Source organism: Fontibacillus forbon, assembly GCF_046559655.1.
GTDB lineage: Bacteria > Bacillota > Bacilli > Paenibacillales > Paenibacillaceae > Fontibacillus.
Window position 1 is genome coordinate 18,136 of sequence record NZ_JBKGFV010000012.1, and the last position, 14,901, is coordinate 33,036.

The window sequence follows — 14,901 nt, forward strand, 5'->3', positions numbered from 1 at the left end:
TTTTTTATGGAGGATCAAGAATGGATCGCCGGTAAACACTCGCTGTTGGAAGCGCTGAGAGCGGGCCGGACGATCAACAAAATATGGGTAGCCGAAGGCGCCCAAAAACATTTAACCCAACCGATACTGGCGGAAGCCAAAAACCGGGGGATTATCGTCCAATTTGTGGACAAGCGGAAGCTGGACCAAATGGCTCCGGGCATGCAGCATCAGGGCGTGGTAGCGCAAGCGGCGCCTTACGCCTATGTTGAGGTGGAGGATCTCCTTGCGAGGGCGGCCGAGCGGGGAGAACCGCCGTTTTTGCTGCTTCTGGACGAGATTGAAGATCCGCATAACCTTGGATCGATCTTAAGAACTGCCGAATGTACGGGGGTTCACGGAGTGATCATTCCGAAACGCCGCTCGGCCGCGGTCACGGCAACCGTTTCAAAAACTTCGGCCGGTGCGGTCGAATACGTCCCGGTCGCACGGGTAACTAACCTTGTACAGACGATGGAGCAGTTGAAGGAAGCCGGCGTCTGGGTCGTCGGTACCGATGTCGCCGCGAAGGACGAAATTTATGGGGGCGGCAATATTTTCACAGGCCCTGTAGCGATCGTCATCGGAAACGAAAACAAGGGAATGGGCCGCCTGGTCCGGGAGACCTGCGATGTACTGCTGAAGCTGCCGATGAGCGGACAGCTGAATTCATTGAACGCCTCGGTTGCCGCAGGCGTAGTGATGTACGAAGCGCTTCGCAGACGCCGCGCCCAGGGATAGAGACGGATGCGCGACATGCGCGACGTTCTTTTGGTGGACGGGTACAACATGATCGGCGGATGGCCCGAGCTGTCCTCCATTTCCAAAACCGACTTGGAGGAGGCGCGGGATCGTCTGCTGGCGAGGCTGGCCGATTACCAGGCCTTCTCGGGGAGAAAGGTGATCGTCGTCTTTGATGCTTACCGGGTACCCGGACTCGGAAAATCATTCGCCCAATATAAAGTCGACATTTATTTCACCAAAGAGAAGGAAACGGCGGATGAATGCATTGAGCGGCTGGTCGGAGAGTTAACCCACCGCCGCAGGCAAATTTATGTCGCCACGAGCGATATGGTGGAGCAGCACGTTATTTTCGGGCAGGGTGCTCTCCGCATTTCGGCGCGGGAACTGCTGACCCAGGTGGAACAAAGCGAAAAGGATATTCAGGTAAGATTGCAGGAACGAAGCCGCAACTCCAGCAGGAATACGATCGACGGCAAGCTGAGCCCGGAACTGCGGCAAATGTTCGAACGGTGGCGCAGGGAATGAAAGTGCATTCTTCTGTTTTGCTCCCAAATGCTCTTGACAAAGTTCGACTTTACATCTTTTGGTACTTTTTCGGTTGACGCTAATATGCGCCATCATATATACTGTTCGTATTACTTGATTGAGTGACGGGGCACCGTGCGTTGCAGCCGGAGGGATTTGTGGTGAGTGTCAACCTCGAGACTTGGATAAGATTCGATTATGAGGTCCTAAATGACGAAGACATTGTCGAAGCCGTCCGTAACGGCGACAGTGAAGCCTTGGAGTACTTGATTAACAAGTACCGCAGTTTTGTGCGTGCCAAAGCTAGATCCTATTTCCTGATCGGTGCCGACCGTGAGGATATTATTCAGGAAGGCATGATCGGCCTGTATAAATCTATCCGGGACTTCCGGGGGGACAAGCTTGCTTCGTTCAAAGCCTTTGCCGAGCTGTGCATTACGCGACAGATCATCACGGCAATCAAGACGGCGACCCGGCAGAAGCATATCCCACTTAATTCCTATGTCTCATTGGACAAGCCGATTTATGATGAGGATTCCGACCGGACGCTGCTTGACGTTATTTGCGGTTCCCGGGTATGCGATCCCGAAGAATTAATTATAAATCAAGAGGAATTCACCGGGCTTGAAGATAAAATGTCCGAGATTCTTAGCGATCTGGAACGCAAGGTACTGATGCTGTATCTGGATGGCCGGTCGTACCAGGAAATCGCCGTTGATTTGAACCGGCATGTGAAATCTATCGATAATGCACTGCAACGTGTTAAACGCAAGTTGGAGCGTTATCTGGAAGTGCGCGACGGAGGCATTTGAACTTAAAGCTTACTTCATACGGAAAATAGAGGGATGACGGATAAAGCCGTCGCCCTTTTTTGCTGTTTTAATGAATGTTTGCATATTTCTTATGCTTCGCTGATTTCTAACGGACATGAGAGACGTTAATCCTTGATAAATGTAAGGTTTAAGAAGCTATCGGACAACAGAGCCTTTAAAGCAGGGGGAATTGCCGTTTTCGTTTGGGAATAGAGGGATTAAGATCCCCTGTGTCCGTTAGGAAGCAAAATGGGGTGCTTTGTGTGGTTTAGGGTCCTCTGTGTCCGTTAAATTTTTTTGCTCGATAACCGGGGGCGTCAGCCGAAGATAACCGGGGTGCTTTTCTATGTATTTATGGTGGTAAAATATCCTTCCAGTATGAAAAGAAGCCGCAGCCGCGTTTATCCTATCAAAAGCTGAGCCATAATAGAAAGAGTACGCATTCGAATCCAGAACCTGCCCAAGCGAACAATTTCCAGATTCAAGGGTTATTCAGGAATCACCTCAATTTAACGAAGAGATAAGCTTGTTCGGCTCGTTGACACGGGTAGGGGCATGTGATAAAGTGTTTTAGGTAGGCCTAAATTTGTGTTTTTCATTTTTGGGTTTATACAATGAGACTTTCTCATAAAAGAATGTCTTCGGGAGGTGCACATCATGCGGGTAATTATTACGTTGGCTTGTACGAACTGCAAACAAAGAAACTACACGACAACGAAAAACAAGCGTAACCACCCCGACCGCATGGAGATGAAGAAATTTTGCAAGTTTTGCAACGAGCAAGTTCCTCATCGCGAAACCAGATAGCCTTTGGAGGTGTAGTCGCGCATGAAACGAAGTTTCAAGTCGTTGATCTCTTTTTTCTCTGAAAGCTGGGCTGAGCTTAAAAAAGTTCGCTGGCCTAATCGTAAAGAGCTGACCAATTATACGCTGATTGTGCTTGGTACAATTGTAGTTGTCGCGATTTATTTTTGGGTACTTGATATCGGCATCTCTGCTGTGATCGAAGCGATAATTTAAGAAGGGTCCTTAGGTGGCTTGATATGGAGAAAAGATGGTATGTAGTTCATACCTATTCCGGGTATGAGAACAAAGTCAAAGCCAACTTGGAGAAACGCGTCGAGTCCATGGGCATGGAAGACAAGATATTCCGCGTTCTTGTTCCAATGGAAGAAGAAGTGGTGAACAAAGACGGTAAGAAGAAGACCGTCATGCGTAAAGTTTACCCGGGTTATGTCTTGGTGGAAATGATCCAGACCGACGATTCTTGGTATGTTGTTCGCAACACGCCGGGCGTTACCGGGTTTGTCGGCTCTACGGGATCGGGTTCCAAACCTACGCCGCTGCTCCCTGAAGAAGTGGAACAGATTTTGCAGCATATGGGCATGGAAGAACCGAAACCGGTCATCGAGTTCGATTTGAAAGAATCGGTACGCATCAAAGTTGGTCCGTTTGCCAATTTTGTCGGGTCGATCGAAGAAATTCTGGTCGACAAGAGTAAACTCAAGGTTCACGTCAACATGTTTGGACGAGAAACCCCGCTTGAACTGGATTACACTCAAGTGGAAAAGATATAGGTTTCTTAGGGTTTCACGTGGGAGGGGCCTTGCGCTCCGTCTACCACTATTAGGGCAAGGAGGTGTTTTACATGGCGAAAAAGGTTATCAAAATGGTAAAACTGCAAATTCCTGCAGGGAAAGCGAATCCTGCACCTCCGGTAGGTCCGGCTTTGGGTCAAGCAGGTGTCAACATCATGGCATTCTGTAAAGAATTCAACGCTCGTACTGCCGATCAAGCAGGTTTGATCATTCCGGTTGAAATTTCGGTGTTTGAAGACCGTTCTTTTACATTCATCACCAAAACTCCTCCGGCAGCCGTTCTGCTTCGCGTTGCTGCGAAGATCGAGAAGGGTTCCGGCGAACCGAACAAGAAGAAAGTGGCTACCGTGAAACGCGACGTAGTTCGTCAAATCGCGGAGCAAAAAATGCCTGACCTTAACGCAGCATCCGTTGAATCGGCTATGCGTATGGTTGAAGGTACTGCTCGCAGTATGGGCATCACGATCCAAGACTAATTCTTGGGACGTAATTTAAAACAACTGAGTTGCTAAACAACCTAGAAAAAGCATCAAGACTTTTGCGACGGAAGTTGCCTCAAAAATATTTAGTATCCCTTCGGGAAACCGAATATTTTTGAGATAAGTGGGAGGATATTCCGCTAATACCACAAAGGAGGAACAATTTCATGGCTAAACACGGTAAAAAATACCTTGAAGCCGCTAAGCTGATCGACAGCGAAGCGACATATGAGCCTTCTGAAGCCGTTGAACTGGTGAAAAAGGCAGCGACTGCGAAATTCGACGAGACCGTTGAAGCAGCAGTTCGTTTGGGCGTAGACCCTCGTAAACAAGACCAAGCCGTTCGTGGTGTCGTTGTCCTGCCTCATGGCACGGGTAAAACGCAACGCGTTCTGGTATTCGCCAAAGGCGAAAAAGCAAAGGAAGCGGAAGCTGCCGGCGCTGACTTCGTAGGCGATCAAGACATGATCAACAAAATCCAACAAGGCTGGTTCGAATTCGATGTCTGCGTAGCGACACCGGATATGATGAGCGAAGTTGGTAAACTGGGCCGTCTGCTCGGTGGTAAAGGCCTCATGCCTAACCCTAAAGCAGGCACAGTTACGTTTGACGTAGCTAAAGCCGTTCAAGAAATCAAAGCCGGTAAAATCGAATACCGTCTGGACAAAGCGGGTCAAATCCATGCGCCAATCGGAAAAGTATCGTTCTCTTCCGAACAATTGAATGAGAACCTCAAAGCTCTCATCGACGCATTGAACCGGGCTAAACCGGCTGCTGCCAAGGGCGTGTATTTGAAAAACATCGCGATTTCTTCGACGATGGGCCCTAGCGCTCGCGTTAATACAACTGTTTACAGATAATACCGCTCGCTTTTGCGGGTGCGGGGATTGACATCGCGTGAATCTCTTGGTAAACTGAACAAGTTGTTTTAAAGCGACAATTCAATTTGAATATGCTTACCGTAGACAGTAGGTGCCGAAAGGCTTAATTTCCTACCGAGGTGTTGTGATAGAATATCGTGTGCCGCAATTTTTGCGGTTGATGATTCGTCAGGCCTTCGTGATTCTGCGGAGGCTTTTTTCATGGGAATGAAGAAGGCCGAGTAAATCTATCAGGAGGTGTACAGGTTGGCAAACGCTAAAGTAATTCAAAGTAAACAAGAAGCTGTCGATGCCGTAACTGCGAAATTGCGCGAAAGCGCAACGACTGTAGTAGCGGATTATCGCGGTCTGAATGTTGCTCAAGTTACGGAATTGCGCAAACAGCTTCGTGAAGCTGGCGTAGAATTCCAAGTGCTTAAGAATACGCTCGTTCGCCGTGCAACAGCGGCTGCGGAACTTACCGAACTGGACGAAGTGCTGACTGGCCCTACGGCCATCGCATTCAGTGCGGAAGACGCAGTAGCTCCGGCTAAAATTCTTAGCGATTTCGCGAAGAAGAACGAAGCTCTGAAAGTTAAAGGTGGCGTGGTTGAAGGCCGTGTAGTCGGCGTTGACCAAATCAAAGCGTTGGCGGATCTTCCGTCCCGCGAAGGTCTCCTTTCTATGCTCCTCAGCGTGCTTCAAGCTCCAGTGCGCAACTTCGCGCTGGCAGTCAAAGCCGTTGCAGACAAAGAAGAAAGCGCAAGCGCGTAAGCTTCTTTTCCAGCTAGTTGCATGAATAAAATTAAATTAAAATAATGGAGGTTCTACCATGAGTAAAGAAAGCATTTTGGAAGAAATTAAAGGTATGACCGTTCTTGAACTGAACGATCTTGTTAAAGCAATCGAAGAAGAATTCGGCGTAACTGCAGCAGCTCCTGTAGTTGTAGCTGGCGGCGGCGGCGGCGCAGCTGAAGCAGCTGAACAAACTGAATTCGACGTAATCCTGACTAACGCAGGCGCGTCCAAAATCAACGTTATCAAAGTGGTTCGCGAAATCACTGGCCTTGGCTTGAAAGAAGCAAAAGACCTGGTTGACAACGCACCAAAACCGTTGAAAGAAAAAGTAGCCAAAGAAGAAGCAGACGCAGTAAAAGCAAAATTGGAAGAAGCAGGCGCAACTGTAGAAGTGAAGTAATTTCTCTTCTAATGAATGGCAAACCCCTTGAATATGATTCAAGGGGTTTGTTTATAAGCACTTTCAGTCCGGGGGCACCTGTTTTTGGGTCTGGTGCTCTGTTGCTCGCGGATTTTGTCAGAATGCCTTGCCGCAGAACACTTACCTGCGAAGAATCCGTTCGCAAAGGATCCCCAGTCTCAAAAACTTATGTCATTGATATATAAGGATCCCCCGTGCTATGGACATGAACAACCCATTCGTGAGAATAGCAAATATGCAACTTTTTAAAAGCGACAAACGGAGGTAACCGTCAAGATGCCAGAACATTACTATACCAATCAACCTGCTACGGCCCATGATCGAAAGGTTTGGGATGCCACGCTCCGGGGGCAAGCTTTTCGTTTTATCAGTGATGCAGGCGTGTTCTCCAAGGGAGGCGTGGATTATGGGAGCCGGGTTTTGATTGATGCCATGGAGGTTCCGGTAGATGCACGCGTGATGGATATAGGTTGCGGTTACGGACCGATTGGTCTTTCGGCCGCACGATTGGCGAGCCAGGGCCACGTAACGATGATCGACGTTAACAGCCGGGCGGTGGAACTGGCCAAGGAAAACGCTGCAGCTAACCGGATTTCCAATGTAACTGTTTTGCAAAGCGATCTATTTGCGGAAGTGGGCGAGGAGAAGTTCGATATTGTGCTAACTAATCCGCCAATTCGGGCAGGTAAAGAAATCGTTCATGCGATTTTTGAAGGGGCTTATGAAAGACTGCATAATGGAGGCTCGCTGTGGATTGTTATCCAGAAAAAACAGGGGGCGCCGTCGGCAAAGCAAAAGTTGGAGTCGCTTTTTGATAGCGTTGAGGAAGTGACGAAAGACAAGGGTTACCGGATTTACAAGGCGACAAAAAAATAGTTTGACTTGCAAAATTGGTTGTGTTATTATTATAAAATGTCAGTATTAGGATGCCCTCTGTGGCTTTACCTGACTGAAATGTCAAGACTTTTATGCTAAACGATGCATAAAACCACATCGTTTGACGTATATTATGTACATTTCGGGTAAATCTACTGAATACGGGGACATCAGGCTGGAAATGACACGGATAATGATGCTCTTTTTTCGAAAGCATTCGATAAGGGCTTTTCTTTATTTGTGGATGAATCCGTATGGTCCTATTATAAGGGTACAAACACGGGTTCGCAATGAATTTTTAAAGTGAGTAGACATGAGGGGTGGGTATAAGTTGGCAGGACATCTTGTTCAATATGGTCGACGCACTCGGCGAAGTTATGCACGAATTAACGAGGTACTCGAAGTTCCGAACCTGATCGAAATCCAACAGAAATCCTACGAGTGGTTCTTGGAAGAAGGCCTTCGGGAAATGTTCCAGGATATCTCGCCGATTCAGGATTTCACCGGGAATCTGGTGTTGGAGTTTATCGATTACAGTCTTGGAGAACCGAAGTATACAGTAGACGACGCGAAAGAACGCGATGTAACGTATGCTGCGCCGCTTCGGGTAAAAGTCCGGCTCATTAATAAAGAAACCGGCGAAGTCAAAGAGCAGGAAGTATTCATGGGAGATTTCCCGCTGATGACGGAAACCGGCACATTCATTATTAATGGTGCGGAACGGGTTATTGTCAGCCAGCTGGTTCGCTCTCCTAGCGTCTATTTCAGCACTAAAGTGGATAAGAACGGCAAGAAAACCTATACCGCGACAGTGATTCCTAACCGTGGCGCATGGCTGGAACTGGAGACCGATGCAAAGGATATTATTTATGTCCGCATCGATCGTACCCGTAAAATTCCGGTAACCGTGCTGCTTCGTGCACTTGGGTTCGGTACGGATGCCGAGATTCTTGATTTGCTCGGCAACGATGAATATATTCGTAACACGCTCGACAAAGACAATACCGACTCTACGGAGAAAGCTCTCATCGAAATCTATGAGCGCCTTCGTCCAGGCGAACCGCCGACTCTTGACAATGCTAAGAGTTTGCTGGTGGCTCGCTTCTTTGATCCGAAACGATATGACTTGGCCAATGTCGGCCGGTATAAAATCAATAAAAAGCTGCACATCAAGAACCGTTTGTTCAATCAGCGGTTGGCGGAATCTCTGATCGATACGAGCACGGGCGAAATTATCGCTGAAGCGGGACAAATGGTAGACCGCCGTTTGCTTGATCAGATCCTGCCTTTCTTGGAAAATTCGGTAGGCTTCAAAAACTATCATGTTGCTGGCGGAGTGCTTGAAGCCAATGACGTGCCGCTGCAAACGATCGATATTTTCTCGCCAATCGAAGACGGCAAAGTTGTTAAGGTGATTGCAAACCGCAATATCGATAAATCGGTGAAGCATATTACACCAGCCGATATTATTTCGTCGATCAGCTACTTCTTGAACTTGCTGCACGGCGTGGGCAGCACGGACGATATCGACCATCTCGGTAACCGTCGACTGCGTTCCGTAGGCGAATTGCTGCAGAACCAGTTCCGCATCGGTTTGTCCCGGATGGAGCGCGTCGTGCGTGAAAGAATGTCGATTCAGGATGCGAACGTGATTACGCCGCAGGCGCTGATCAACATCCGTCCGGTTATTGCATCGATTAAGGAGTTCTTCGGCAGTTCGCAGTTGTCGCAGTTTATGGACCAGACGAACCCGCTTGCGGAGCTTACGCATAAACGCCGTCTGTCCGCTCTCGGACCTGGCGGTTTGACTCGGGAACGCGCGGGCTTTGAAGTTCGTGACGTCCATCATTCCCACTATGGCCGGATGTGTCCGATCGAGACGCCGGAAGGACCGAATATCGGTTTGATCAACTCACTGTCTACGTTTGCCCGCATCAATGAGTATGGCTTCATCGAAGCTCCGTACCGTTGGGTAGACCCGAATACAGGCAAAGTAACGGATCAAATCGCCTATTTGACTGCCGATGAAGAGGATAACTATATCATCGCCCAGGCGAATGCGGTGCTTACCGAAGAGAATACATTCCAGGACGAGAATGTAATCGTTCGTTACAACAAACAGTCCGATAACATCTTGACCATGCCGAGCGATCGCGTCGACTACATGGACGTTTCGCCGAAACAGGTTGTGTCCGTGGCGACTGCGCTCATTCCTTTCTTGGAAAACGATGACTCCAACCGTGCCCTGATGGGATCGAACATGCAACGTCAGGCGGTTCCGTTGTTGATTCCTAAGGCTCCGCTCGTCGGAACCGGTATGGAGCACAAGTCGGCCAAAGACTCCGGCGTATGTATTGTTTCCAAATACGACGGGATTATCGAACGGTCCGCAGCGAACGAAATTTGGCTGCGCCGGGTTGAAAAGGTGGATGGCAAGGAAGTCAAAGGCGACCTTGTTAAACATAAATTACACAAATTTATGCGTTCGAACCAAGGAACATGCATCAACCAGCGTCCGATCGTAAAACGCGGCGACATCATCAAGAAGGGTGATATTCTCGCGGACGGGCCATCGACAGAGATGGGCGAATTGGCGCTTGGCCGTAATGTGGTCGTTGCATTTATGACTTGGGAAGGCTACAACTACGAGGATGCGATCCTGCTTAGCGAGAAGCTCGTGAAAGAGGATGTGTACACCTCGATCCATATCGAGGAATACGAATCCGAAGCCCGCGATACGAAGCTGGGTCCTGAAGAGATTACCCGCGATATTCCGAATGTCGGTGAAGAAGCGCTTCGCAATCTTGACGAGCGCGGCATCATCCGCGTCGGTGCGGAAATCGGCGCAGGCGATATCCTCGTCGGCAAAGTGACTCCGAAGGGCGTTACCGAACTTACTGCAGAGGAACGTCTCCTGCATGCGATCTTCGGCGAGAAAGCCCGCGAAGTGCGTGATACTTCGTTGCGTGTACCACACGGTACCGACGGAATCGTCGTTGACGTTAAAGTGTTTACCCGTGAGAACGGCGATGAATTGCCACCAGGCGTAAATCAGCTCGTTCGGGTATATATTGCCCAGAAACGTAAAATTTCCGAAGGCGATAAGATGGCCGGACGACATGGTAATAAAGGGGTCGTAGCCCGTATCTTGCCTGAGGAAGACATGCCGTTCATGCCGGACGGTACGCCGGTTCAGGTCGTACTGAACCCGCTCGGGGTTCCTTCCCGGATGAACATCGGTCAGGTGCTGGAAATCCACCTTGGTATGGCTGCGCTGAAGCTCGGCATCCATGTGGCTACTCCGGTATTCGACGGTGCGAACGAGTACGACGTATTCGACACGATGGAAGAAGCCGGTATGCAGCGCAATGGTAAAACCGTACTGTATGACGGCCGGACAGGTGAACAATTCGAGCGTGAAGTAACCGTCGGCGTCATGCACATGATCAAGCTGGCGCACATGGTTGATGATAAAATCCATGCCCGCTCGACAGGCCCTTACTCTCTCGTTACGCAACAGCCGCTCGGCGGTAAAGCCCAGTTCGGCGGACAGCGTTTCGGGGAGATGGAAGTTTGGGCGCTGGAAGCCTACGGCGCCGCTTATACACTGCAAGAAATTTTGACCGTCAAGTCGGATGATGTGGTCGGCCGGGTGAAAACCTACGAATCGATCGTCAAAGGCGAGAACGTGCCGGAACCAGGTGTACCGGAATCGTTTAAGGTCTTGATCAAGGAACTTCAAAGTTTAGGTATGGACGTTAAGATCCTCACCGAAAACGAAGAAGAGATCGAGATGAAGGAAATCGACGACGAAGACGACGCGTCCGGGGACAAACTGAGTCTGAACCTGGAAGGCGCGGAAGTCGGAGTAGAATAAGCATCTCGGGCGGCGTTAGCCGCCCGAAGATGATTGATAACCGGAGATTGTCAATATCAGGACTTGGTTAAGGAGGGATGCTCCTTGTTGGACGTCAACAACTTCGAGTTTATGAAAATTGGGCTTGCTTCCCCAGATAAAATTCGTTCTTGGTCCCGCGGAGAAGTAAAGAAACCGGAAACGATTAACTACCGTACATTGAAGCCGGAAAAGGAAGGGCTGTTCTGCGAGAAAATTTTCGGCCCGACCAAAGACTGGGAATGTCATTGCGGTAAATATAAACGCGTTCGTTACAAAGGCGTTGTCTGCGATCGCTGCGGCGTCGAAGTAACAAGAGCGAAAGTCCGCCGTGAGCGGATGGGTCATATCGAATTGGCTGCACCGGTATCGCATATTTGGTATTTTAAAGGGATCCCAAGCCGGATGGGTCTGGCGCTTGATATGTCGCCGCGCTCGCTGGAAGAGATCATTTATTTTGCATCTTATGTGGTTACCGATCCAGGAGAAACTCCATTGGAGAAAAAGCAGCTTCTGTCCGAGAAGGAATATCGCAGCTATCGCGAAAAGTATGGCTACGGATTCCAGGCCGGCATGGGCGCCGAAGCGGTCAAAAAACTGCTTCAGGATCTCGATATCGACAAGGAACTGGAATTTTTGAAAGAAGAGCTGCGCACGGCTCAAGGCCAGCGTCGTAACCGGGCGATCAAACGCCTGGAAGTTATCGAAGCGTTCAAAAGCTCCGGCAATGAGCCGGAATGGATGATCCTCGACGTGCTTCCGGTTATTCCTCCGGAACTTCGCCCGATGGTACAGCTGGACGGGGGACGTTTTGCAACGTCTGACCTTAACGATTTGTACCGCCGGGTTATTAACCGGAACAACCGTCTGAAACGCCTGCTCGATCTGGGTGCGCCGGATATTATCGTACAAAATGAAAAACGGATGCTTCAGGAAGCCGTTGACGCCCTGATCGATAACGGCCGCCGCGGCCGTCCGGTAACGGGCCCGGGTAACCGTCCTTTGAAATCCCTCAGCCACATGCTGAAGGGTAAACAAGGCCGCTTCCGGCAAAACCTGCTCGGTAAACGGGTTGACTATTCGGGTCGTTCCGTTATCGTTGTAGGTCCTTACCTGAAGATGTACCAATGCGGTTTGCCGAAAGAAATGGCATTGGAACTGTTCAAACCGTTCGTCATGAAAGAGCTGGTCAACAAAGGCCTTGCTCATAATATTAAGAGTGCTAAGCGCAAAGTGGAACGCGTCAGCCCTGAAGTATGGGATGTTCTCGAAGAAGTCATTAAGGAACATCCGGTTCTGCTGAACCGTGCCCCTACGCTTCACAGACTCGGGATCCAGGCGTTCGAACCGATCTTGGTCGAAGGCCGCGCCATCCGGCTTCACCCGCTCGTATGTACGGCATATAACGCCGACTTTGACGGTGACCAAATGGCCGTCCACGTACCTTTGTCCGCGGAAGCTCAGGCGGAAGCCCGCATTCTGATGTTGGCATCCGGTAACATCCTGAACCCGAAAGACGGCAAACCGGTCGTTACCCCTTCGCAGGATATGGTCCTTGGTTCTTACTACTTGACCATGGATAACAATGAAGCAAAAGGTGCCGGCATGATTCTGGGCTCCGTGAATGAGGCATTCTCCGCTTATCAGCGCGGTACGGCTTCATTGCATGCTCGCGTGGCGATTCCTGCCAAGGCGCTTGGTAAGACCGGCTTTACGGAAGCACAACAAAATGCACTGCTTATTACGACTGTAGGGAAAATTATCTTTAACGATATCTTCCCTGCCAGCTTCCCGTATATTAATGAACCGACAAGAGTTAACCTGTTCCAAGGTACGCCGGATGACTACTTTATCCACGGAAAAGGCGAGAATGTCTTGGAACGGATTATGAATGCCAAACAAGCTGGTGGTGTAGGTAAAGAGTATCTCGGCGAGATTATCGGCCGTTGCTTTGAAATTTATCACACTACCGAAACTTCGATCATTTTGGACAGAATCAAACAAACCGGGTTTACGTATTCGACTCGGGCCGGCGTTAGTATCGCTGTCTCGGACGTTATTGTACCGGATGAGAAACAGGCCATCCTGCGCGAGTCGGATGACAAGGTGCATGTGATTACTACACAATACCGCCGGGGTCTTATTACGAACGAAGAACGTTATGACCGTGTTATCGATATCTGGTCCAAAGCGAAAGATCAAATTACCGAAGTGCTCATGAAATCGATGGACCGCTACAATTCCATCATGCTCATGGTGGACTCCAAGGCGCGCGGTAACAAATCGCAGATCACTCAGCTCGGGGGTATGCGGGGCCTGATGGCCAACCCATCCGGTCGGATCATCGAGCTCCCAATCAAATCGAACTTCCGCGAAGGCTTGACCGTCCTCGAGTACTTCCTTTCGACGCACGGCGCGCGGAAAGGTTTGGCGGATACCGCGCTTCGGACGGCCGACTCCGGTTACCTGACTCGTCGTCTGGTCGACGTTGCGCAAGACGTTATCGTTCGCGAAGAAGACTGCGGAACAGATAAAGGCTTTACCGTTAGCGTGATTCAAGACGGTAAAGAGGTTATCGAGGATCTGTACGACCGGATCGAAGGACGCTATGTCTTCGAAACGATCAAGCATCCGAAAACGGGTGAGATTATCATCCACCGCAACGAACTGATCGATTCCGACAAAGCGCATGAAATTGTCGATGCCGGTGTCGCAAAACTGCAAATCCGTTCCGTGCTCAGCTGTCGTGCACGCCATGGCGTATGTAAAAAGTGCTATGGCCGTAACCTTGCAACAGGCAAGCACGTGGAAATCGGTGAAGCGGTCGGCATTATCGCCGCCCAATCCATCGGTGAACCGGGAACCCAGCTCACCATGCGTACGTTCCATACCGGGGGCGTTGCGGGTGACGATATCACGCAAGGTTTGCCGCGTATTCAGGAGCTCTTTGAAGCCCGGAATCCAAAAGGTCAAGCCACGATCAGTGAAATCGACGGCGTCATCAAGGAAATCCGTGAAGCCAAGGACCGTCGCGAAATCGAAGTTCAAGGCGAAGCTGAAACGAAAGTTTACTCCGTTACCTACGGTTCCCGTCTGCGCGTAAGCGAAGGCCAGGAAATCGAAGCGGGCGACGAGTTGACCGACGGTTCCATTGACCCGAAAGAAATTTTGCGCATCAAGGGCATCCGCGGCGTGCAGAACTACATCCTTCAAGAAGTTCAGCGCGTTTACCGGAACCAGGGCGTAGAAATCAACGACAAACACATCGAAGTTATGGTCAGACAAATGCTGCGCAAAATCCGCATCGTAGATGCCGGAGATACGCCGCTTCTGCCAGGTGCTTTCGTTGATCTGTATGAATATGAAGTAGCCAACAAAGATGCAATCCTGTCCGGCAAAGAGCCGGCAGTGGCCAAACCGGTCCTGCTCGGGATTACCAAAGCATCGCTTGAAACGGATTCCTTCCTGTCCGCCGCTTCCTTCCAGGAAACGACGCGGGTGCTTACCGATGCCGCGATCAAGGGCAAAGTGGATAAACTCCTCGGCCTGAAAGAGAACGTTATTATCGGTAAACTGATTCCTGCAGGTACGGGGATGAACCGTTACCGCAGCGTTCAGTTCGAAGAACCTGCCGGTGACGACACGGCTGAAGAAAGCCTGGAACCTGTCTCTGTTGAATAGTTAAGGATTATAAAGCCGCAGAGCTTTGACAAAACGTCGAAGCTTCTGCGGCTTTTTTCATTTTCAAGGGATATCGGGAATAAGCTAATTGACAGGCGACCGATAGCTGGCTAACCTGTAGGCATGCAATGGAAAAAGCTGAGAACATTAGGACAGGGAGGTGGCTCATGGGGATTGCTATTGCAGTGAGCGTG

Annotated in this window: 13 protein-coding genes and 1 other annotated feature; all 13 genes read left to right on the plus strand. The window is 49.9% G+C overall.

What is annotated here, in order from left to right:
• Window positions 1-6: 6 nt before the first annotated feature.
• The 13 genes from rlmB (at window position 7) to rpoC (ending at window position 14,707) form a co-directional block, all read left to right on the plus strand.
• Window positions 7-759: a 23S rRNA (guanosine(2251)-2'-O)-methyltransferase RlmB gene (gene rlmB / locus ACLB09_RS25335; RefSeq protein ID WP_410772595.1), complete on the plus strand. Its 753-nt coding sequence runs from the start codon at window positions 7-9 to the stop codon at window positions 757-759.
• A 6-nt stretch (window positions 760-765) separates the two neighbouring features.
• On the plus strand, window positions 766-1,287 hold the full coding sequence (locus ACLB09_RS25340; RefSeq protein ID WP_410772596.1) for an NYN domain-containing protein: 522 nt from the start codon (window positions 766-768) through the stop codon (window positions 1,285-1,287).
• A 158-nt stretch (window positions 1,288-1,445) separates the two neighbouring features.
• Window positions 1,446-2,099 (plus strand): RNA polymerase sporulation sigma factor SigH, encoded by a 654-nt coding sequence (sigH, locus tag ACLB09_RS25345; protein ID WP_410772597.1) that lies wholly within the window; start codon window positions 1,446-1,448, stop codon window positions 2,097-2,099.
• A 657-nt stretch (window positions 2,100-2,756) separates the two neighbouring features.
• The gene (gene rpmG, locus ACLB09_RS25350) at window positions 2,757-2,906 is read left to right on the plus strand and encodes a 50S ribosomal protein L33 (protein WP_071784256.1); all 150 of its coding nucleotides are present in this window, start codon (window positions 2,757-2,759) and stop codon (window positions 2,904-2,906) included.
• Between the two features lie 21 nt (window positions 2,907-2,927).
• The gene (gene secE / locus ACLB09_RS25355) at window positions 2,928-3,119 is read left to right on the plus strand and encodes a preprotein translocase subunit SecE (protein ID WP_410772598.1); all 192 of its coding nucleotides are present in this window, start codon (window positions 2,928-2,930) and stop codon (window positions 3,117-3,119) included.
• A gap of 23 nt (window positions 3,120-3,142) precedes the next feature.
• Window positions 3,143-3,676, plus strand: coding sequence for a transcription termination/antitermination protein NusG (nusG, locus tag ACLB09_RS25360; RefSeq protein WP_044482538.1), 534 nt, complete (start codon window positions 3,143-3,145; stop codon window positions 3,674-3,676).
• Between the two features lie 71 nt (window positions 3,677-3,747).
• Window positions 3,748-4,173 (plus strand): 50S ribosomal protein L11, encoded by a 426-nt coding sequence (gene rplK / locus ACLB09_RS25365; RefSeq protein WP_114498986.1) that lies wholly within the window; start codon window positions 3,748-3,750, stop codon window positions 4,171-4,173.
• A gap of 170 nt (window positions 4,174-4,343) precedes the next feature.
• A complete protein-coding gene (gene rplA, locus ACLB09_RS25370) occupies window positions 4,344-5,036 on the plus strand; it encodes a 50S ribosomal protein L1 (RefSeq protein ID WP_410772599.1) in 693 nt (230 codons plus the stop codon).
• Window positions 5,037-5,117: 81 nt separating this feature from the next.
• Window positions 5,118-5,266, plus strand: a sequence feature (ribosomal protein L10 leader region).
• A gap of 37 nt (window positions 5,267-5,303) precedes the next feature.
• Window positions 5,304-5,810, plus strand: a complete 507-nt coding sequence (gene rplJ / locus ACLB09_RS25375) for a 50S ribosomal protein L10 (protein ID WP_410772600.1) — start codon at window positions 5,304-5,306, stop codon at window positions 5,808-5,810.
• Window positions 5,811-5,868: 58 nt separating this feature from the next.
• Entirely contained in the window at window positions 5,869-6,234 is a 366-nt protein-coding gene (rplL, locus tag ACLB09_RS25380; RefSeq protein WP_410772601.1) for a 50S ribosomal protein L7/L12, read from the plus strand.
• Between the two features lie 297 nt (window positions 6,235-6,531).
• The gene (locus tag ACLB09_RS25385) at window positions 6,532-7,131 is read left to right on the plus strand and encodes a class I SAM-dependent methyltransferase (protein WP_410772602.1); all 600 of its coding nucleotides are present in this window, start codon (window positions 6,532-6,534) and stop codon (window positions 7,129-7,131) included.
• A gap of 331 nt (window positions 7,132-7,462) precedes the next feature.
• Entirely contained in the window at window positions 7,463-11,008 is a 3,546-nt protein-coding gene (gene rpoB, locus ACLB09_RS25390) for a DNA-directed RNA polymerase subunit beta (RefSeq protein ID WP_410772603.1), read from the plus strand.
• A gap of 84 nt (window positions 11,009-11,092) precedes the next feature.
• Window positions 11,093-14,707 (plus strand): DNA-directed RNA polymerase subunit beta', encoded by a 3,615-nt coding sequence (rpoC, locus tag ACLB09_RS25395; protein ID WP_410772604.1) that lies wholly within the window; start codon window positions 11,093-11,095, stop codon window positions 14,705-14,707.
• Window positions 14,708-14,901: the final 194 nt, after the last annotated feature.